The organism is Cellulophaga baltica 18, from assembly GCF_000468615.2.
Taxonomy (GTDB): Bacteria; Bacteroidota; Bacteroidia; order Flavobacteriales; family Flavobacteriaceae; genus Cellulophaga; species Cellulophaga baltica.
Map to the genome: position 1 here is coordinate 4407512 of NZ_CP009976.1, position 24983 is coordinate 4432494.

General features: G+C 37.6%; 7 protein-coding genes. All 7 read left to right on the forward strand.

Annotated elements, in window-relative coordinates; translation table 11 throughout:
• Positions 1-153: 153 nt before the first annotated feature.
• The 7 genes from M666_RS18985 to uvrB all read left to right on the forward strand — a co-directional run bounded on the left by M666_RS18985 (position 154) and on the right by uvrB (position 24920).
• Complete coding sequence (locus M666_RS18985; RefSeq protein ID WP_029445595.1) at positions 154-12555, forward strand: T9SS type B sorting domain-containing protein; 12402 nt, start codon at positions 154-156, stop codon at positions 12553-12555.
• Between the two features lie 220 nt (positions 12556-12775).
• Positions 12776-14836 (forward strand): DUF11 domain-containing protein, encoded by a 2061-nt coding sequence (locus tag M666_RS18990; RefSeq protein WP_029445594.1) that lies wholly within the window; start codon positions 12776-12778, stop codon positions 14834-14836.
• A gap of 212 nt (positions 14837-15048) precedes the next feature.
• Positions 15049-18177, forward strand: coding sequence for a DUF11 domain-containing protein (locus M666_RS20315; protein WP_029445593.1), 3129 nt, complete (start codon positions 15049-15051; stop codon positions 18175-18177).
• A gap of 92 nt (positions 18178-18269) precedes the next feature.
• Positions 18270-19172, forward strand: a complete 903-nt coding sequence (locus M666_RS19000; RefSeq protein ID WP_024479665.1) for an ABC transporter ATP-binding protein — start codon at positions 18270-18272, stop codon at positions 19170-19172.
• A gap of 31 nt (positions 19173-19203) precedes the next feature.
• A complete protein-coding gene (locus M666_RS19005; protein WP_029445592.1) occupies positions 19204-20040 on the forward strand; it encodes an ABC transporter permease in 837 nt (278 codons plus the stop codon).
• Positions 20041-20153: 113 nt separating this feature from the next.
• Positions 20154-22868, forward strand: a complete 2715-nt coding sequence (locus M666_RS19010; protein ID WP_029445591.1) for a T9SS type B sorting domain-containing protein — start codon at positions 20154-20156, stop codon at positions 22866-22868.
• A 63-nt stretch (positions 22869-22931) separates the two neighbouring features.
• Positions 22932-24920, forward strand: coding sequence for an excinuclease ABC subunit UvrB (gene uvrB, locus M666_RS19015; protein ID WP_024479662.1), 1989 nt, complete (start codon positions 22932-22934; stop codon positions 24918-24920).
• Positions 24921-24983 lie beyond the last annotated feature (63 nt).

Sequence of the window (24983 nt, forward strand, 5' to 3'; positions counted from 1 at the left end):
CCTACAACAGAATAGTTTTTCCTACATAAAAAATTAAACATCATCACGCACCCTATTCACTACAAAGGTACCCCCATTCACAACAAAGAATTTTTATTGAGATAACATATCGTTTTATTTATGGTAAAATTTATTTTGAATTCCATTTCGAGCATGAAAAAGCAACTACTCTTCCTACTTTCCTTACTTGCATTTAGTTTTGCTAGTTACGCCCAATTAAGCGACCTTCACTACTTGCCACCCTTAAAGCAGGGGCAAAATAACCAAGGGATACAAAACCAAGCAGTATACCTTTCTACACCAGAACCAACCACATTTACAGTAAATGCTTATAGAGGTACAAGTACCACACCTATAGCAACATTTTCTATATCAAATGTGACTCCGGCAGTGTATACCTTAGGTAATGGAGACAACAATATTACATTGGTAGACAATAGCAATACAGGAGTTGTATTGACCAATAGCGGACTCCGTTTTGAATCACCAAGTGGAAATAAATTTTACGTAAACTATAGAGGTTATTCGGCAGCTCAAGCAGCATCCTTAACTTCTAAGGGTAGAGTAGCCATGGGTACTAAATTTAAATGGGGAGGTATTCCTAATTTAGGTGAACACTCTTCTAAGTCTAATACTTTAGGGATAATGGCTACGGAAGATAATACCATAATAAACGTTTCTGGTTATGACCCAAATTGTGAATTCAGATTAGGGAATAATGTAGCTGGTATAACAGCAAATACGTATCAAATTACCTTGAACGCAAATGAATCTTTTGTTTTTGAGGCATATGTAGGTACCTCACCAACACAAGCACAGAGAGATGGATGGATCGGAGCTTCTATAACCGCTACTAAAGATATTGTTATTAGTAACGGAGCTATGAATTTTGGTCGCCAAACAGGCTCCTCCAACCGTGATGCAGGGATTGACCAACCGGTACCAGAAAATAGACTAGGAAAAGATTATGTTTTTGTAAGAGGTAACGGTAGTACCAATGGTACAACAGAGTTTCCTTTAATGATAGCAACCGCAGACAATACGCAGATATATGTAAATGGTGGTACTACCCCCATTGCAACCTTAAATAATGGGGATTATTTTGAAGTTCCTAGTAGTTACTATTCCTCTAATACGGTGGGCGCAAACATGTTTGTACAAACCTCAAAAGATACCTACGCATATCAATGTATGGCAGGAGCAAGTGCTGTATACACGCAAGGATTAAACTTTGTTGCTCCTGTAAACTGTCTGTTACCAGATGTTATGGATAATATCCCAGACATTAGAAATGTTGCCGGGACAATCATGTCTGGTGGTGTCACTATAATTGCAGCGGTAAATACACCCGATGCCAACATTACAGTTTCTGATGGTAGTGGCGCAGTAGCCTTACCTGCCTCTGTTCCTGTTGCAGGAACTAGTGATTGGAAAACTTTTTTTATACCAAATTTAAATGGTGATGTAAGTGTACAATCAACGGGGCCTATTGCCGTTGGTTTTTTTGGTTATAATGGTGCCCAAGGTGTTGCAGGATATTTTTCTGGATTTGATACCGTACCTGAAGTTACTTTAGAGATTAGAGGAGGAAGCGGATGTTTTGTTGGTTCTGAAATATTTGAAGCCACAGGAAATTTTGACGCCTACCAATGGTATGAAGACGGCGTGCTTATTCCTGGAGCAAATAGTCCAAACTATGCTCCTTCTGGAGCTGGTGAATTCTTCGTAAGAGGTACCAAAGGTCCTTGTACATATGATTCTCAACCGATTAACGCCTTGTATTGTGATCCAGATATACAATTAAATAAAACAGTTGATAAGTCCGAAATCACGGAGGGCGAAACAGCTACTTTTACCATCAAGGTAAAGAATAATGGTATTGGCCCATTAACGAACCTTAGAATTACCGATAATATTCCAGCTGGCTTAACGCTAGTGTCTAACTTTACTATTTCGGGTACTTTTAGCGGTAATGTATGGAATATAGGAACGCTTAATGGTGGCGAATCGGCCGAATTAGAATTAGAGGTTCGTGGTGATGAAATAGACATACTTCCTTTATTAAGCTTAGTAAATACAGTTACCAATACACAAGACCAAACAGATACCAATATTACAGCTGATAACCCTACAGCGTATATTACTGTTTACAATGATTACGATAACGATGGTGTAAAAGATATTACCGATTTAGATGATGATAATGATGGTATTTACGATGAAGATGAATGTAATAATTTAACTTTAAACGTTGCTAATGGTAATGAATATACAAATACATTTAACACTGTAGACAATTATTTAGTACTAGACTTTTTTAGTTTAGACAACTCTTTCAATCTAGTCATAAACGGAACAGATATCGCTGGAGAAATTGAATTTCAAAACCATAGTGGAGCTTCTGGAAATTATGCAACTTTTTTTGATGGGTACGGTTACGGACAAAATGGCAATACACAAGTATATACTATAACCGGAAATACCTCTACGCCTATAATTAGAGTTATCATAGATCAAGCAGGAGAGTTCAAGCTTTTTGGGGCTAAAAGTACTAACGGCGTATTACAACCTATGACTCTAACAACACCCGCCAATGCTTTTACATGGAATCCATCTGGTACTAATACAATAACCATTAGGCAAGATGTCGTAGGTCCTACAAATATGGAAGGTATTTTAAGAACTGCAGGTTGTGATGAAGATGGTGATGGTATTCCTAGCCATTTAGATTTAGATTCTGACGGAGATGGATGTAGTGATGCGAATGAATTTTATAAAAATGATACCGCTGACGGCGGAGATGGTGGCGAATATGGTACTGGAGTACCGGTTGTAGATGCCACTGATGGTACTGTAATTGCCGCTTCATATGTACCGGTATTTGCTCCTGAAATATTTTTAGGAAATACTGCTGAAAATTTAAGCGGTATTGATATTAACGGCCAAGCAGTTACTTTAGGGCAGACCTTAGAATACGTACTTCGTTTTCAAAATACAGGAGATGATAATGCAGTAAATTATACGATTCGAAATATACTCCCCAATAATGTAACTTTGGATGGGGTAGATTTTTCTGATGCTCCTGGAGCATCCTATACCGAAGATGTTGCTAATAACACCCTAAATTTTACTATCCCAAATAACTTAGTAGAAATTGGTGATCCAGAATATAGTATCCGTATTACAGTTTCCATAACTGGAAACTGCTCAGATTTCGTAGCTGCTTGTTCGTCTACCTTAGAAAATTTAGCGTACTCTACCTTTCAAGGAGTATTAAACACCAATACTTTCACTGATGAAGGCGGATCTAATTCTATTGGCGCCTGTGAGAGAATTACAGAAGTAGCAAGCAACTCTATCTTAAATGATTTATCTGGATGTGATCTCGCAAGAACGGTTCAACTCTGTGGCGATTTTACAATCTTAACTGCAGGTGAAGGTTTCCTTACATACAATTGGGTATTAGACACTAATAATAATGGTGTTATAGATGCTTCAGATACTGTATTAAATGACGGTGACCCTGATGGCGATCCTAGAACCTACCGTACTACCGTAATTGGAGATTTTATTGTAGAAAAAACTACAGATGGTAGCTGTCCAAATTTAATAGAACGTATTAAAGTAGAGCGTTTTGGAACCACACAAACAAACCCTATTGTAGATTATTTTAATCAAGTAAATAATGATACCAATCCTGATAATGACATTCAGGGAGAAATTGCAACGTGTTCTATTGATGGTGATTTACTACCTAAAATATACTTGTGCGGTGCTGCAGATGAAGTAACACTTCAATTAGGAATTACCGATGCTCAAAGTATTTCTTGGCAATTGCTCGATGAAGCTAGTTGTGCAGACAGTGGTGAGGATTGTGGAAATAAAAACGGAACTTGTACTTGGTCTGAAATCTCAACGTTAAACAATTTTACAGCGACTGATAGTGGTGAATATAGAGTTGTTTTAAATTATACCAATGGATGTTCTAGTCGTTTCTATTTCACGGTATATAAAAACGAATTGGATTTAGAATTCACTTCTAAGAATATTTTATGTGCTACCGATGGAAATATCAGAATAACAAATGTAGGTTCTGGTTATGGTTTTCAATTAGTAGATGTAATTAGTGATGCTATTGTAGTACCTTTTTCTGCCAATAACGGACCAAATTTTGATATTGCTACTAGTGGCAGCTATAAAGTACAGGTTACCCAATTAAATCCTATAGATAATACTCCAATAGCTGGTGCTTGTATTTTTGAAACAGAAGATATCGGAATTAGAGAAGAAAACTTTACGGTTACCGTAACCACTACTCCTGAAGATTGTAATGATGGAGGTACTATACGTGTGCAAGTGCTAAATGCATTGCCAAATTATGGCTATGAACTTCGTTTGGATGATGGTACTAATGGCGGTAATGGTTCTCTAATAAGTAATCATCCTACAATAACTGATAATTCATATGATTTTACAGGACTTACAGCAGGTAATTACATTGTAATTACAACAACTCAAGATGGCTGTACAGATACTCAAAATATCACTATAGCAAGCATTGAAGCGCTTCAATTAGTAGCGGTAACCTCAGAAAACATTACCTGTACAGCGGGTATTGTAAATTTATCTGCCTCTGGCGGACTTCCAAGTCCTATCTATGAAATGGCAATTTACAGTAAAGACGGCGTGCCATTATATCCTAATGAAACATCAGTACCTGATGCCGCTTTTCAAGCAACTGCAAGTTTCTTTTTTGGTTACCGTGGTTCTCCATTAACCTACTACCCTGGAGAAGAAGGTGATTATACCTTTATCTTAAGAGATGGAAATGGATGTTTCGGAATTTCTAATTCGGTTCGAGTAGAAGATTTAGGTACTCCAGAAATAACGGCAACACATAGCACAATAACCTGCGCAGATTCTGCAACTGCAACATTAACGGTTGGTGTAACCGGCGGAACTGCTCCTTATCAATATAGCTTAGATGGTGGTACTACCTACCAATCTACGAATACGTTTAACAATTTAGCCGCGGGTATCTATACCATTACGGTGATGGATTCTAGTGGAGCAACGGCAACTTCAGGTTGTGAAACTAGCGAAGATTATGAAATAGACCAACCTTTTAGATTAAATGCCTCTGCATCTATTTTAGAAGATGCCTCTTGTAATCCTGCTGGTGCCCTTGTAAAAATACTAAACCCTTCTGGTGGTGATGGTACGTACGAATACAGTTTTGATGGCGGGACTACTTTTACAAGTAATGCTTCTAGCTTATTGGCTCCTGGAGATTATGACTTAGTATTAAGAGATGGTTTAGACTGTACGTTTGAAATGAACCTTACAGTGCCAACAGCACCTGCAGATCCTAATTTTACAAGTAGTGTAGCGTATGATTGTGATGGCTTAGGTACTGTGACTATTACCCCTTCAAATACAACAGATTTTGAATATACCTATCAATTAAATGGTACTGATAATGTACCGGTTGACAATAATATTTTTACTGGAGTTACTAATGGTTCTCAAACCGTAACTATTGGCTTCTCTGGAACTATAACTCCTGATCAAAGCACATTATTTTTTGAAAACTTTGGAGCTGGTGTATCTACGCAAATAGCAGAAATTGGACCAGAATATTGTTACGAACCACAAAGTGGAGCTGCTACAGCTTGTAATCGTGGTCCTGCAGGGATTTTGGTAAATGGTGAATATACCGTTACCAATAGGGTAACCAACCCAATCCCAAGTTTAAGAAGCCCTAATGACCATAGTGGTATTACAGAGGGACGTTTCTTGGCGGTAGATGTTAGTACTTTTTCAGATGTGTATGCAACACCGGTTAGCAATAGTGTTTTATGGGCTAAACGAGGAATAGAAGTATTGGCAAATCGTGATATTACCTTATCCGTATGGGCTTACAACTTAATGCAAGTAAGCGGTAGTGGTAATAACCCTGAAATGCTTATAGAATTGGTAGATGCCTCTGGTACTGTAATTAGCAGTATTCCAACGGCTGCCATCCCTAAAAATACAAATGCTGACGATTGGCATAACCGTACGGTTACTTTTAACCCTGGTGCTAATACGTCTGTAGATGTTGTTATTCGTAGCAATGTAAATAGTAATGATGGTAATGATTTAATAATTGATGACATTCAAGCTTCTCAAGCTCCCGAAGTTTGTGAAAAAACTGAAGATGTTACCGTTATTGTAGAAGATAATAAAGAATTTACAGCTGCATTAGTAGGAACGACAGATCCTAGTTGTAATGCAGGAGCAAATGGAAGTATTCGTTTTGAAGTACGTAATTATGATACCACTACAGGTTTTGAATATTCTGTAGACGGTGGTACTACTTGGACAACTTCATTAACTTCTCCGGTGACTACCGCTGCAACTTTAACAGACGGAGCTTACACGGTACAAATACGTAAAATAAGTGATAACACGTGTACAACAACTGTAAATGCAACTCTAACAGAGCCTGCAGCCATAGTTCCTAGTTTAAGTCAGACGGCAGATTATACCTGCTTTAATACTGGTGGAACTTTAGAGGCTAGCGCAACAGGAGGTTCTCCTGGATATGAGTACCAATTAGAACAAGCCGGAAATATCATTATTAGAGCATACCAAACCTCGAGTACATTTACAAATGTTATAGAAGGTGATTATTTTGTACGCGTACAAGATGCTAAAGGATGTGATGTGATCAGCACAGTTCCGGTAACTATAGCAAAATTTGATGATATTGATTTTGACCTTACAGCGACTTCATGTTATGATGGCTTAAACAATGCAACGATTTTAGTTACGGTTACTGATGGAAATGGAGATTATAAATTTAGAGTAGACGGTGGCGCATGGATCACCCCTACCCCAGCTACTGCTAACACGCATACATTTACAGGTCTAGCAAATGGTAGTTATGATATAGAAGTTACAGATGCTTTTGGATGTGTATCTGTTTTAAAAACTATTGACATTCAACCTAATTTAAATGCAACAGTAACTACCGTAGATGTTAGCTCTTGTGGAGATGGTAGCATTAGCGTTACCGCAACAGGTGGTGATGGTAACTTAGCCTACGCTTTTGTTCCAACAACAACCCCAGTAACCGCAGCAGATTTTAGTGCTACAAGTACATTTACCGTAGCAGCTGCAGATGCTGGCACATATGACGTCTATGTTTGGGATAATGGTGCCGCAGATCCACATTGCGAATATATGGAAACTGTTACCGTAGACCCTGCAACTCCGTTAACCTTTACAGCAACACCAACAGATCCTGAATGTTATAATGGCTTAGGAACAATAGCAGTAGAAATAACTTCTGGTTTGGCTCCCTATACCTATGAAATAATAGACTTAGACAATGCCGGAGCATCCAATGCTACAGATACCAACGTGATCAGTAATACAAAAACATTTTACAATTTAGCAACTGGAAATTATACCATTAATATTACAGATGCGAGTGGCTGTTTAGTAGCAACCGTACCGGATGTAAACATTGCTAATCCTGAGGAGTTAACGGCTGATATCATAGGAATTACGCCAAGCACATGTACCGGATTAATGAGTGATTTTGGTTTTAGATTTGACGCATACCCTAGCACTCTAGGCGCTATAGAATTTAGTGCTGATGGTGGTCTTACATGGACAGCTGATAATACGATACCGGGTACTACAGATAGATTAACAGGATATTTATCAGGTGATAATGTTGAGCCTTCTATGAGAACAGTAGATGGTTCCGGAAATACCATTTGCCAGACAGATTTCCCTAGATATACAATTCCTTATCCTTTAGATAATTTAGATATTACGATAGACGCAGTAGTTGTTAATTGTAATGAGTTACAAGTAAAAGTTCAAGGTTCAGAAGGTACTCCAGGGTATGAATATGCAATTTCGGATGATCCTTCAAATTTTAACCCTGCGACAAGTACTTGGTATGCTGGTGGTACTACTGATGATTCGTCAGGTACCGCAGTTACTGTTCCTGCAGGTCATGGTAATTACTTATGGACAGGTTTAACACCTGGTAGAACATATGTTTTTTATGTACGTGATTTTAATGGATGTGTTCGTCAGAGTGATGTAAATGTAAATGATATCATCAATCCACTTCCATTGCAAGTTGAGTACACCTCAACTCCTTCTTGTGACAGTGCAGCCAATGCTACGATAGACTTTACAATTACCGACAACCAAACACCATTCGGAACGCAGTTTAGATGGGAGTTATATAATATAGCGGGCACTATCGTTAGATCTAGTGGAAATGGAAATACGCCAGGTATGGCTGGTACTATTGTAGCGTTTACCAATAACTTATCTATTACAGATTTAGTTGCTGATGAATATTTTATTATTGTAACAGAAATTGATGGTGGTACAGATACCTGTATATCCGCATCAGAAAATATATTATTAGAAGAGTTAGCACCAATAACAGCTACATTAGTAAAACTAGAAGATATTGCTTGTGCCAATCCTGGCTTAATACGTGTTGATGCCATCACTGGTGGTGGAGGTACTTACACTTTTACCGTAACAGATCCTTCTGCTACAGTAATTGCTACGGGTACCACAGACAATCCTCTAGAGATACCAGCAGGTTCTGCTGCCGGAGATTATGCCGTAAGTGTAAGTGACCAATATGGCTGTTCTTATCCTTTAGGGACTGTTACAATGGCCTTGTCTGCACCTCCAACGATTACCAGTGTAGCGGTAGATAATTGTAGCACCTCAGCAACAGTTACTATAAACACCACTTTAGGAGATTCTTCAACTTTACTGTATTCTATAGATGGAGGCGCTACTTACGTAGATAACTCAGGAGTCTTTACAAATGTGACCGTAAATACCTATACTGTATTTGTAAAAGATGGTAATGGTTGTACAGATTCAGATACGGTAGAAGTATACCCTACCATACAAGCTTCAGCTACATTAGAAGAAAGCTTAGGTTGTACAAATGATGCTGAAATTTTAGTAAGCGCTTCATCAGGTTCTGGTGCATACGAATATGAAATTATAGATTCATCTAGTGGAATATTTACGGCCAGAACAGCATTTACGACACCAGCAACAGCCATCATAAATACTGCAGATATGTATACTGTAAGAGTATATGATACCAATACTGCTAGTCCAGAATGTTTTAGAGAATTTACGGTAAATGTTCCAGTAGCTATACAACCAGACTTTACAGCAACGCCAAAAGATGTTACCTGTAATGGTGCTTCAGATGGTACTATTGCAATTGCAGAGGTAAACAATGGTAATAATCCTTTAGGCTACACAATACTGCCTAACAACGGAAGTTATGACACGGCCACAAATACATTTATTGGTCTTCCTGCGGCTACTTATGAAATAACAGGAACTGGTCCTAACGGATGTACGACCACTAAAACGACTATTGTTGTTGGGGAACCAAATACCATTACGTTTGACGCACCAACAGTAAATAGATTTGGCTGTACAACAGACAATACAACTACTAATGCTACGATTGTATTAGATGCTGCTAGTATCTTAGGAGGTAGCAATACCTATGCTCGTTTTGAGTTTGAAAATGCTGCAACAGGTACTATATTACAAAATGGTACGGCAACCACGTATACCTATACCGATTTTGCTGGTGGCGATGTTATTGTTCGCGTGTTTGATACTAAAGGTTGTAATGCAGAGATGACTGTGACGGTTCTTCCTTATGACCAATTGATTTCAGCATCTACGACCGTTACAGAAGCTATTAGCTGTGCTAATCTAGGTGAAGATATCAGCGTTAATGTAACGGGTAGTCTTTCTACCTACGCAACAAACCCTGGTGACTATAGCTTTAGGTTGTTACCTTCTGGAACCGCACAAGGATCAAATCTTTTTTCAGATTTACAACCAGGAACGCACACCATTCAAATTACCAATACCGTTACAGGATGTGTGATTACGACACAACATGTGGTAGCGGAACCCAACACCTTTAGTGTTGCCGTAGAAAAATTATCGGATGTGATTTGCTTTGGTGATGACGGTAGTATCCGTCTGACCATGAGTGATGCTACTTATACTGGAAGTTATACCTATTCTATTTACAATACGAATGGTACGCCCAACGACCCTAGTGATGACGGTGCATCTATCTTTACCGATAATTCACCAAATGCGGGACCAACAGCAGCTATTTTTGTTGCCGCAGGAAATTACAGAGTAGAAGTTATACAAGACGGTTTACCAAATTGCCCGCAGAATAGAATATTTAGCATTGCTACGCCAAGCGCTCCAATAAGCCTGGCTCCTATTGTTACGGAAGATGTAGGATGTACAAATGATCTAGGAACTGCTAATGTAGATCCGACAGGAGGATTAGCTCCATATACTATTACCTTAATCAATGAAGATACAAGTACTACGGTTGAAATTGCAACGAATGTAAATGCTTATCTATTCCAGAACTTACCTGCCGGTAATTATGCTGTGAATGTTGAAGATGCTCTTGGTTGTTCTATTCCTTTTGCAAATGCATTTGAACTGGTTGTGCCAGATCCTATTACTGGAACTATTAGTAATTCCAATTTAGTGTGTCAAGGAGATACAGATGCTTCTGTTACGTTTAGTTTAACACCAAGAAATGTAAGCGCTAACTACAGATATAGATTGAATACATATAATGACGCAACAGGTACTACCTTATTACGTACTTCTGTTAGTCAGGTAGCTGCAACTTTTAATAATCTTGCTGCTGGTTTTTATACCGTTAGTGTTTTAGATGACATGAATTGTACTTTTGAATCATCAATTGTAGAAATTGTAGACCCACTTGAACCTGCCGGATCTTTAGTAACCGTATCTCCATTAGGTTGTACCGTAGATGCACAATTACAATTAACAGGAACAGGCGGAACAGCACCATACACTTGGAGTGTTGATGGTACTACATTTAATGCCATGAACGAAACTAATGGTAGTGATACGCATCTCTTCCAAAATAGTACGGCAGGAACGTATAAGTACTATATTAGAGATAATTTTAATTGTATTTCAACAGTATCAAATACGGTAGTGATTGACCCTATTGAAACGCTAACTGTGGCAGTAGATACTTCAGCAGCAGTAATCAATTGTAATGGAGAAAGCACTGCTGTTATAAGTGCTAGAGCAGATGGCGGATTAGGAAACTATCAATATGGCCTATTTGCTGATGCAGGTTTAGTTACTGAAATAAGACCTTACCAAACAACAGAAGTTTTTGCAGATTTACCAATGGGTACGTATTATGTGAATGTTCAGAGTGGTGATTGTGAAACAATATCTACCGTAATCCAAATTACGGAGCCAACACCGCTAGTGGTGACTCCAGAAATAACGAATATAAGTTGTTTTGGAGAAAATGATGGAAGCATTGTTGTGAATATGACAGGTGGTTCAGGTACCTACCAATATGCAATTTCACCAAACCTTAATAAGTTTGATGAGACAAATGAATTTAATGATTTAGCGCCTGGAATGTACACTATAATTGCTCAAGACAGAAATGGTTGTTTTGAACAACTAGAAGTTACCATCACAGAGCCTACGCTATTAGAATTTGTAACCACCACTACCCCAGAGATTTGTTTTGGAGATGAAGATGGTACTATTAATTTAACTATCAATGGCGGAACAGCGCCTTATAGCAGCAGTATAAATTCTGATGCTGATGCTGATTTCGTAGATGGACTGGTAGCTTACCAAAACTTGGCGGCAGATACGTATACCGTATACGTAAAAGACGCTAATGGATGTATTACAAGTCAGACGGTAATTGTTGATGCTGGAGAAAATTTAAATGCTACAGCAACGGTAAATTATGTATGTACAGGTGATGTTCCTGAAAATAACCTAGATATAGTGTTTGAAGATCCTAGTGTAAGTGGCGACGTTTTATATGGCTTGGATTCAGTAGACCCTAATGATTTTGTAATGGATTCTAACTTTACAAATATGACGCCTGGTGCTCATTATATCACTATTGCGCATGCGAATGGATGTATTAGAACTTTCAATTTTGAAGTTGAAGGTTATGAGCCACTAGTTTTGGTAGCGGAACAAAGAGGTATTAATGAAATTACAGCAACCGCCACAGGAGGAAAAGAAGGATATACATTCTACTTTGATGGTATTGATAATGGTAATGACAACACTTTCTATATTAGACGTACAGATACTTATGAAGTTCGTGTGGTCGATGAAAATGGATGTGAGTCTGTAACAAGTATATATATTGAATTTATTGATATAGAAATACCTAATTTCTTTACACCAGATGGTGATGGTACTAATGATTTATGGATCCCAGATAATATAACCCAATTCCCAGATATCTATATTACTATATATGACCGTTATGGTAGAGAAGTGTATAGATTAATTGACAACCCTACTGGTTGGGATGGTTTATATAAAAACACTGATTTACCTACAGGTGATTACTGGTATATCATTAAATTAAACGGAGCTGATGATGACAGAGAGTTTGTAGGTCACTTCACCTTATACCGATAATAACCCAAATAATTAAATCAAAAATCCGAATAGGTAGCCAAAAGCTATTTAATCGGATTTTCTTTTTTTAAAGTGACACCCCAAAGACAAAGCACCTTAAATCGTACCACAACTCTACTGCCTTTGACAACAAAGACTTGTACTTAGGCACTAAGATTTATTAATTTGCAGTTATTCGAATGGATTTTTAGGTTTTTACTAAAAAACACATAATAAAACGATGAAGTATTTATATCTAATTTTTTCTTTTTTTGTTCTTAGTACTTCTATTGTACAAGCACAGTTAAGTGATTTACATTATTTACCACCTCTAAAACAAGGAAGTAACAATCAAGCAATACAACAACAGGCATTTTATCTATCAACGCCAGAAACAACGGCCTTCACTGTAAATGCATATTTAGGCACTAGTGCTACTCCTATTACTACATTTTCTTTATCAAAGGCTAGTCCGGCAGTGTACAATCCTGGAAATAGCGATAACAATATTTCTCTAGTCAGTAATGCCAATACAGGAATTGTTTTAAGTAACAGTGGGTTAAGGTTTGAAGCTCCAAATGGTGAAGAGTTTTATGTGAATTACAGAGGAATCTCTGGTTCACAAGCTGCTTCCTTAACCTCTAAGGGTAGAGCTGCTATGGGAACCCGTTTTAAATGGGGTGGAGTTCCTAATCTAGGTACTCACGTTTCTAAATCGAACACCGTGGGTATCATGGCTACCGAAAATAATACCGTAATTACCTTGTCAGGATATGATCCTGATTGTGTTTTTAGGTTAGGAAATAACGCTTCGGGGATAATCGCAGATTCTTATCAAATTACATTGAATGCTAATCAATCATTTGTTTTCGAGGCATATATGGGCAATACGTTTTCTATAGCACAAAGCCAAGGCTGGATTGGTGCTTCTATCGTAGCCGATAAAAATATTGTTATAAGCAACGGATCCTTAAATTATGGAAGACAAGAAAATTCTAGCAATCGGGATGCAGGAATAGACCAACCCGTTCCTGAAAATAAATTAGGAAAAGAGTATGTTTTTGTAAGAGGTAATGGTGGAACCAATGGTGCCACAGAATTCCCTATTATAATTGCTACCCAAAATAATACAGAAATTTATGTAAATGGAAGTACCACGGCACTTGCGACACTGAATAATGGTGACTATTTTGAAATACCTAGTACTTACTATTCATCTAACAGTATCGGAGCCAATATGTTTGTCTCTACTTCCAAAGATGCTTATGCATATCAATGTTTAGCAGGTTCTAGTGCTGTATATACGCAAGGATTAAATTTTGTTGCCCCCGTTAATTGCCTTTTGCCAGATGTTATGGATAATATTCCTGACATTACCAATGTGGCAGGCACCACGCTTTCTGGAGGGGTAACTATCATTGCCTCTACCTCTACTCCTGATGCCAATATTATAGTAACAGACGGTTCTGGTACCGTAGCGCTTCCCGCTCCTTCGAGTGTGGCAGGAACTACCTTATGGAAAACATATTATGTACCCGGATTAACAGGGGATGTAAGTGTAGAATCTACCGGTCCAATTGCGGTTGGTTTTATAGGATTTAATGGTGCTAGAGGGATTGCTGGATATTTTTCTGGGTTTGATACGGTTCCTGAAGTAGATTTACAAGTAACCGGCGGCGGCTGTTTACCTACTGCTGAAGTAGAAGTTGTAGATCCTAATTTTGATGATTATCAATGGTATGAAAATGGCTCTTTAATTGCTGGAGCCAATAGTGCAACATACACTCCAAGCAGTGCCGGAGATTATTATGTACGTGTAACAAAAGGTGGTTGTACTTATGATTCTCAACCTTTAACCGCTTATTACTGTGACCCTGATATCGTTCTTAATAAAGATGCCGATCAAAATGTAGTGTATGACGGTGATACCGTAACTTTTACCATTACTGTTGAAACCTTAGGAATAGATTCTGTTACCAATTTAGTGTTGACCGATGTATTACCTTCGGGCCTAGAATTAATTTCTTCCTCCGTATCAAAAGGATCATTCACCTACCCTAATTGGAATGTAGGCAGTATGGATTCTGGAGATTTAGAAACCTTAACCCTTGTAACCAAAGCTGGACTAGAGAATGTTTACGTATCAACAGTAGACTATACGAATACTGTTTCCAATAGTCAAGATCAAACCGATTCGAACACAACCACAGATGATCCTTCTGCGACAGTAACTGTTAACAAAACTGTCCCTACAACCGTTATTACCAATAGAAAAATCACCTATCGAGTCAATAGAAATTAAGTTTAAAAGAGCATACTTCATTTTTAATGAAGCCCGTCCTCACACAACCATTTTGAAGGTTCAATTTATTTAGCTCAAAAAAAATGTTTCATATTTGAGGCTATGCAACAGGAATTGATTCTTTCACAACAAAGAATTAAATAGGTTGATCAATTACCTTTAATTTGTGCAGATAATAGCAGGGTATACCTACGGCAGTAATTAACACACTGATGAAACATCTTTGCATACTAATTTTTATCTGCATAGGGTGCTCCAAATTTGGATATGCACAATTAAGTGACTTGCACTACTTACCTCCTTTGAAACAAGGAAGTAACAATTCTGCTGTCAAAGATCAAGTCATTTATTTATCGACCCCTGAAACAACTGCCTTTACCATAAATGCTTACATAGGTACTGCTACTACTCCCGCTGCAAGCTTTTCTATTTCAAATATTAACCCTGGTGTGTACACTTTACCTGATGGTGATAATGATATTACCATGGTGAAAAATGACAATACTGGAGTTGTAATTAGCAATAGCGGACTCCGGTTTGAATCGCTTGGAGGTCAAAAATTCTATGTAAACTATAGAGGTACCTCATCAGCACAAGCCACATCCCTTACTTCAAAAGGTAGGCAGGCATTAGGCACAAAATTTAAATGGGGTGGTGCTCCTAATTACGCTACTACAAGTGAAATAACTACGTCTTTAGGGATTATGGCCACAGAAGATAATACGGTCGTAGATATTACAGGATATGATCCTAATTGCGAATTTAGATTACAAAATAATCGTGGTGGTATTACCAGCAATACCCTACAAATAACACTAAATAAAAATCAATCCTTTGTCCTAGAAGCCTATACCAATCAAACCTCAGCAAATATTGATGGCTGGTTGGGCGCCTCTATAGCCTCCACTAAAAATATTGCCATTAGTAACGGAGGCCTAAACTATGGTGTAGTAGCATCTTCTAGCGGTAGCCGTGACGCAGGTATAGATCAGCCAGTTCCTGAAAATAAATTAGGTAAGGAATATGTTTTTATTCGCGGAAATGGCCGTGATGATACCGAGTTTCCTATACTAATTGGAACACAAAATAATACGGAAATCTTCGTAAATGGAGCCACTACTCCCATAGCAACTATCAACAATGGGGATTATTTTATCGTCCCCGGCACTAATTATTCGAGCAGTACTCCTGGCGCCAATATGTTGGTAACTACTTCAAAAGATGCCTATGCGTATCAAAACTTAGCAGGTAGTTCTGGCGTACAAACAATAGGATTAAACTTTGTTGCTCCCGTAAACTGTTTGTTGCCAGATAATATGGATAACATTCCGGACATTACCAATGCGGCAGGAACTACCTTGACAGGAGGGATTACGATAATTGCTTCAACCACTACCCCAAATAATAATATCACCGTAACAGACGGATCAGGTACAGTAACACTGCCTACTCCACTAGCCGTTGCAGGATCTAGTGATTGGAAAACCTTTTACTTGGCCAATTTAACAGGAAATGTAAAAGTGCAATCTTCTGGACCCATAGCCGTTGGTTTTTTTGGTGTAAATGCCAATCGAGGAATTGCAGGATATTTCTCTGGTTTTGATACGGTCCCAGAGGTAGGGTTAGTCGTTACGGGTGGAGGATGTTTACCCGGTTCTGACATTCAAATAACCTCCGGAACTTATGATTCATACCAATGGTATGGAGATGGTACGCTTATTCCTGGAGCCATATTTTCTTCCTATACTCCTACGACAGCTGGTGACTATTATGTAAAAGTTAGAAAAGGAACATGTACCTATGATTCACAACCTTTATCTGCCTATTACTGCGATCCAGATATCGTAATTAAAAAAACTACAGACAAGTCTGAAGTACTTGAAGGAGAATCTGTCACCTTTAAAATAACTATAGAAAGCTTTGGTAAAGACCCTGTAACAAATATTGTAGTTACCGATGTTATGCCTTCTGGATTTACCTTAGTTTCTGCAAACCCCACAGTGGGCAGTTGGGCAAATCCTAATTGGAATTTAGGCACCTTAAATGCTGGAAGTCTAGAGTCTATTACTATTGTTGCTACGGCCAACGAATTACCAAGCAACGTAGAATCAGAAACGATCACCAATACGGCAACCCATACCCAAAATCAAACCGACAGAAATTATACCGCTGATAGCCCCACAGCTACAGTTACCGTGCATAATGACACTGATTTGGATGGCATTATTGATAGTGATGATCTTGATGATGATAATGATGGAATTTTAGATACTGTAGAATGTGCTTCGGCAGGAGGAACTAATGTTGTTTTTAACGGAGATTTTTCTTCTTGGTATTATAACGGGTGGACTCCTGACGGAAGTAATTGGCAAGAACCGAATCCTGGCCTATTTGCATTTTATGAAGAATACAACACCGGAACAAAACCGCTATATCAAAATTTAACCGTAGTATCGGGTACAGCATATATACTTTCTTTTGAAGTAGGTACGGTATCAACCTATCTAAATTCGTCTACGTTACGGGTGTATTTAGGAGGTGTATTAGTGTACTCAAAATTATCCGATCAAATGAGTATTGAAAATGGTGGTGACACTGCGCATACTGGCGGAGGTAATTTATCAAATACCGCTATACTTTCTATTCCCTTTACAGCCACTTCTAGTTCTGCCCAATTACGGTTCGAAGGGGTTTCTACAGCGCAGCCGCATGACGAATTCTTTTTAGACAATATAAGCCTAATTCCTAGTAATGCCTGTGCCGATTCTGATGGTGACGGCATTTTTGATAGAGTAGATTTAGATAGTGATGGTGATGGATGTTCAGATGCCAATGAAGCCTATAACAATGCAAATGCCGATGGGGGCGATGGGGGGCAATATGGTTCTGGAACTCCCGCTGTAAATTCTAATGGTACTGTAATTGCTGCGGCTTACACCCTTCCTGCCGATACAAATACAAACGGAATCTATGAATTTCAGGAGGCTGGCGCAGCACCTAATATTAATGCTCAGCCCATTAATCAAACCGTTTTTGTTGGCGCTAATGCTACCTTCAACACTACCGCAACAAATGTCAGTACTTATCAGTGGCAAGTGAGCACAGATTCGGGGAGTACATTCTCCAATATATCAAACGGAACGGACTATTTTGGTGCACAAACAAGTAGCCTTAGCGTCTTAAATACAGACCTCACTAAGAATGGATTTTTGTATCGCGTTATACTAACGAACGCCAATTATATTTGTGACGAAACGACAAGCACAAATGCGTTACTGTCTGTAAAAGTTAAAACTGTAATTACGAACCGAAGGATCACCTATCGCGTCAATAAAAATTAGCTTATCTCTCTTTTTAATTTGTTTATTTAAAAATTGCTGTAACAATTAGTCTTCTAATTCGTCAAACATACACAACCTTAAATAAATCAATTTTGAACACCATCCTTACTGTCTCCAATCTTACAAAAAAATTTGGGCCCCTTGTCGCCGTCAATAATTTATCGTTTACCATAGAAAAAGGAAACGTATATGGCATTTTAGGTCCCAATGGTAGCGGTAAGTCTACCACACTAGGAATCGTGCTAAACGTGGTGAATAGAACAGCAGGAGAATTTAGCTGGTTTAATGGAGCAACAACAACGCATGATGCTTTAAAAAAGGTTGGTGCAATTATAGAGCGACCAAATTTTTACCCGTACATGACGGCACTCCAAAACTTAAAATTGGTCTGCAAGATTAAAGAAGTCCCGACTGCTAAAATTGCAGAAAAACTTGAATTAGTCGGACTCTTAGACCGTAAAGACAGCAAGTTTAAAACTTATTCTTTAGGAATGAAGCAACGTTTAGCCATAGCTTCTGCCCTACTTAATGATCCTGAAATACTAATTTTAGATGAACCTACCAACGGCTTAGATCCGCAAGGAATACATCAGATTAGAGAAATTATAAAAAAAATAGCCTCACAAGGAACTACTATCTTATTAGCATCGCACCTTCTTGATGAGGTCGAGAAAGTGTGTAGTCATGTGGTCATCCTCCAAAAAGGAGTGAAATTATATGCTGGAAGTGTTGATCAAATGCTAGCTAGTTTCGGTTTTTTTGAACTCAGAACATCGCAAGAACAAAATCTTATAACGTATTTAGAAAAGGATGTAAGATTCAGTAGTATAAAAAATGAAGATGGTTTAATTACAGCTTACCCCAAAGAAGACCTATCTGCTGAAGAGTTAAACAAAACGCTATACGAAAAAGGCATTATCCTTTCTCACTTATCCAAACGTAAAGAAAGTCTCGAAGAGCAGTTCTTAACACTGACGAAAAATGCGAAAAACTAATTATTCCAAATCAACAAAAACTTTTTAAAAAATGATACGTTTATTACAAATAGAATTTATAAAACTTTGGAATAATAGAGCTAGTAAATTTTTAATTTTCGCCTATTTCACGCTAATATTATGTATGGCACTAATTGCTATGATTCGCATAGATAGACCTCCAATAGTTTTTAATATTGCCGATCAAGGTATTTTTAATTTCCCCTACATCTGGCATTTAAATACGTGGATAGCATCTTGGTTAAAATTATTTTTTGCTATTGTAATTGTTTCTATGACGGCAAATGAATACAGTAACAAAACAATTAAGCAAAATTTAATTGATGGCTTGTCTAAAAAAGAATTTCTTATGAGCAAATTCTTAATGGTAATTAGCTTTTCTATCTTATCTACAATTTTCGTATTTCTTGTCTCTCTTATATTAGGGTTACTATATTCTGATTTTAATGAAATTAGCATCATTTTCTCGGACTTAAGCTATTTTTTAGGCTACTTTGTAAAGCTCGTTGGCTTTTTTAGTCTGTGCTTATTTCTTGGTTTATTGGTAAAAAGATCAGCATTCGCCCTTGGATTTTTAATTCTATGGTGGGGAATTTTTGAAAACCTTATTATACGATTTTCTGCATGGGGGATCTTTGGGAAAGAAGGATCAGAAAAAGTTATGCATTTTATGCCTTTAGAAGCAATGTCAAACTTAATCGTTGAGCCAATTACAAAATTTAAAGCGGTAAAATCAATAAGCACACAATTAGGGGCTAATTTATCCATAGATTATGCCGTGCATTGGTATAATATCTTAATTGTCTTAGGCTGGACCACAATTTTCATCTATTTATCTTACGCATTGTTAAAGAAAAGAGATTTGTAGTATCTTGTAGCGTCTGAGAAACGCACTGAAAATGAATTATGAAGTAACTAACACTACCAATGGCAGTATTAGTTACTTTATCTATTTCATCTGAATGATAAAAATAATAGCAGATGAAAAAACAATACCTTATTCTTTTTTTATCCATCTTTAGCTTTTTGCAAGTCGCTGCACAAAGAGAAACTTCGAACTGGTACTTCGGTTATGGTGCTGGTATACAGTTTAATGATAATGGCTCTGTAACAGCATTAACAGATGGTAAATTAAATACTCTTGAAGGCTGTACTTCTATATCGGATGCTAGCGGAAATTTGTTAGCCTACACGGATGGCATTACAGTGTATAATAAGAATCATCAGATAGTTCAAAATGGCAACGGCTTATGGGGAGACCCTTCCAGCACACAGTCGGCCATTATTGTACCCAAACCAGAAGACCCAAACATCTATTATATTTTTACTGTGGATACTTCTGTGGTAGAAGGTGATCCAGATTTTGGACTCAATTATTCGGTATTAGATATTTCACAAAATGGTGGTAATGGGGCCATCACAGAGAAAAATAAAAAACTTCTTAATGATAGTTCCGAAAAAATTGCAGGTGTCATTAAAGACTGCTTTGAACAATCTATTTGGGTAATTACTTTGGCTTCTGAAGCCGGTGCCGTTGGCTTTTTTAACACCTATCATTGTTATGAAGTAAGTGCTGCAGGAATAAATACCAATGCGGTAAAAAACACTTTCCCTGACCTACTAATTAGTGACCCAAGAGGCTATTTAAAACTATCCTCTGATGGTACCAAAATGGTAAGTGCAAATGCTTATGACGGATTGTTTGTTTATGACTTTGACCCAAAAACGGGGATTCTTAGCAATCAACTACAATTAACCATCCCTTCTTCCAATACCATTCCCTATGGTGTAGAATTCTCTACGGAAGGACACTATTTGTATGTACATACGTTTAATGATGAAGAAATAAGCAATGCTTCATTAATTCAGTACGATCTTTTTGCTTCAAACATTTCAACTTCAGCTGTAGTCATAGATGAAAGAGCGGCATATAGAGGTGCCTTACAAATGGCAGAAAATGGAAAAATATACCGCACAATTCCAAAAAATTATTTTGAAGGAACCCCCTATTTAAGTGTTATTAACAACCCTAGCGTTAAAGGATTGGCGGCCAACTATGTACACAATGCTGTTTCTTTAAATGGAAAAACAGCAATGCAGGGACTACCTCCATTCATTCAATCTTTTTTTAATAAGATTGATTTGATTAAAAACTCGGACGGGAGCACCAGCACCACCTTAACCATTTGCGAAAAAGAATCGTTTATTCTTGAAGTTGATGAATATTCAGGAGCGAGGTATGAATGGGAAAAGGATGGTATATCTTTAATAAACCCAAACAACTATTATTTAGAAGTATCAAGTGCGTCATTAGAAGATGCTGGGAAATACAAATTAAAAATAACATTAGCAGACCCTAAAGAATGCCCTATTATCGGAGAATCTACTATTGTTATAAACCCAGTACCAATAATAGAAAATCTACAAATTATTCAATGTGATATTGATGAAGATAGTACCACAGACGGTATCACATCGCTTAATTTAGAACAAGCCTATCTTTTAAAAAACTATCCTGAAGATTACACATTTTCGTTTTTCGAAAGTACTACCGCAATCACCAACAACCAAGTTATATTAAACCCTATTGGGTATCGAAATACAACTCCGTTTCATCAAATAATATATTATACGGCTACCAATGAATTTGGATGTTCTTCTGAAGGTATCCTTGAGATTACGGTACAAGCTACAACCATAAACACGAATAACGAGAGTCCGTTTTACACATGCCAAAGCAATTTAGACACTGCAGAAATAGTAGGCGTTTTTGATCTGGAACAAATTAGACAGAATAGTTACCCCGCTATTAATGCTACGTTCTACACAAGCCTAGTAGATGCTTCTTTAGAGCAAAATGAAATTTCTGGAGACTATACTACGCCATCCATTAATTTATATGTGCGTCTTGAAAAAGACAATGAATGCCAAGGTGTAGAAAGCATAGCACTTATTGTAAATGCAGCGCCCTCGTTTACCTTTCCCGAAGAACATTATGTCTGTACAGACGGAGAATACCTAGACTTAGTGGCTCCAAGCGGTTATGATTCCTACGAATGGAGAAATACAACGAACAATTCTGAAGTCGTTATTGGTGAGTCTCCTACAATAACCATCTCTGAACCTGGAAATTATAAGTTAACACTCGGTTATGACTATAGTACGCTACGAGAAACTCTAATTTGTACAAATAGTGTTGATTTTACAGTCTACCCCTCTAACAGAGCACAAATTGAAAATATTATTATAAAGGATATTTCAGATAACAATACTATAGAAATCCTAGTTAGCGGTGACGGGGACTACGAATATTCTTTAGACGGAATTGACTACCAATCCAGTTCAAATTTTTCAAATTTGGAACCTGGCTTTGCTACTGTTTACGTGCAAGATAAAAAAGGTTGCGGTATTACGGAAGATGAAATATCTATTATTGGTTACCCAAAATTTTTCTCTCCTAATGGCGATGGCACTAATGATTATTGGCAATTGTTAGGGGTTAATGAAATCTATCAGGCCGATAGTGAGATCTCGATTTTTGATCGATTTGGAACTTTAATAACCCATATCATGCCAGAAAGCAAAGGTTGGAATGGCACTACCAACGGTATAAATGTTCCCGCGTCTGACTATTGGTTTAAAGTAAATCTTGAAGACGGTAGAGTTTTCACGGGACACTTTGCCCTAAAAAGATAAATAGCGTTAAAAATAAGCGCAACTGCGTTTATTTATTACCCCTTCCTTTCGTAATTTTATAGGATGAAATTTAAGGTCGTATCAGAATTTAAACCCACAGGAGATCAACCCAATGCCATCAAAGAATTGGTTGAAGGTTTAGATACTGGAGAAAAATACCAAACCCTACTAGGTGTAACAGGTTCTGGAAAAACATTTACGGTAGCTAATGTAATTGAAGAGGTTCAAAAACCTACGTTAGTTTTAGCACACAATAAGACATTAGCTGCTCAATTGTATTCAGAATTTAAGCAGTTTTTCCCAGATAATGCGGTGGAATATTTTGTATCCTACTATGATTACTACCAACCAGAAGCCTACATCCCTACTTCTGGCCTTTATATTGAAAAGGATTTATCTATCAATGAAGACATAGAGAAACTTCGATTGAGTACCACGTCTTCCCTATTATCAGGAAGGCGAGATGTTATTGTTGTAGCATCAGTTTCTTGTTTATATGGTATTGGAAACCCTGTAGAATTTCAAAAAAATGTTATTTCTGTTCATAAAGATCAGGTAATTTCGAGAACAAAATTCCTTCATCAATTAGTACAAAGTTTATATTCTAGAACTACGGCAGATTTTAGGAATGGAAATTTCAGGGTGAAAGGAGATGTTGTAGATGTTTTCCCGAGTTATGCAGATCATGCATTTCGTATTCACTTTTTTGGCGATGAAATTGAAGAGATTGAAGCATTTGATCCTTTGAAAAACACAAAGCTAGATAATTATGAAAACCTGAATATCTACCCTGCAAACATGTTTGTAACCTCTCCCGATATTTTACAAAATGCAATTCATCAAATTCAGGATGATTTGGTAAAACAGATTGATTTTTTCAAAGAAGTTGGTAAGCCTTTAGAAGCTAAAAGACTAGAAGAACGTACCAATTTTGATTTAGAAATGATTCGAGAATTAGGATACTGTTCTGGTATTGAAAACTACTCGCGTTATTTAGATGGTAGAGAACCCGGAACTAGGCCCTTCTGTCTATTGGATTATTTTCCTGACGATTATTTGATGGTCGTCGATGAAAGTCACGTTACCATTTCTCAAGTACATGCCATGTATGGCGGTGACCGTTCCCGAAAAGAAAATCTTGTAGAATATGGATTTAGACTGCCTGCTGCAATGGATAATAGGCCACTTAAGTTTGAGGAATTTGAAGCCTTGCAAAATCAAGTAATTTATGTGAGTGCTACTCCTGCTGATTATGAATTACAACTAAGTGATGGTGTTTTTGTAGAACAAATCATTAGACCTACGGGGCTCTTAGATCCGATTATAGAGGTGAGACCTAGCTTAAATCAAATTGATGATCTGGTAGAGGAAATTCAACAACGGAATGAAAAAGATGAACGTACACTGGTAACTACCCTTACCAAACGTATGGCAGAGGAATTAGCGAAATATCTAGATCGTATTAATGTTCGCTGTCGGTATATTCATAGTGATGTGGATACTTTGGAGCGTGTAGAAATCATGCAAAATTTAAGAAAAGGTATTTTTGATGTCTTGATTGGGGTAAACCTACTACGTGAAGGACTAGATTTACCTGAGGTGTCTCTTGTCGCCATCCTAGATGCCGATAAAGAAGGATTCTTACGTAGTAATCGCTCCTTAACACAAACCGTGGGTAGAGCCGCTAGAAACCTTAATGGAAAAGCTATCATGTATGCTGATAAAATTACGGCTAGCATGAAACAAACTATTGATGACACCAATTACCGAAGAGAAAAACAAATTGCTTACAATACCAAGCATAATATGGTACCAAAAGCGCTAAATAAAAGCCTGGATAGTGTGTTAGCTAAGAATTCTGTATCTACCTATCATTTTGAGAAAGAAGTAGCTAGAGCGGCAGAACCGGATATGGACTACTTGACAAAAGAACAAATTGAAAAAATGATCCGTGAAAAACGAAAAGATATGGAAAAAGCTGCGAAGGAGTTGGACTTTATGCAAGCGGCCAAATTACGTGATGAGATAAAAATGCTTCAAAAGCAAGAATAAAAAAAGCGCCTCGGTAGTATCCCGAGGCGCTTTTAACTAACCAACTTAAACCAACCATCATGA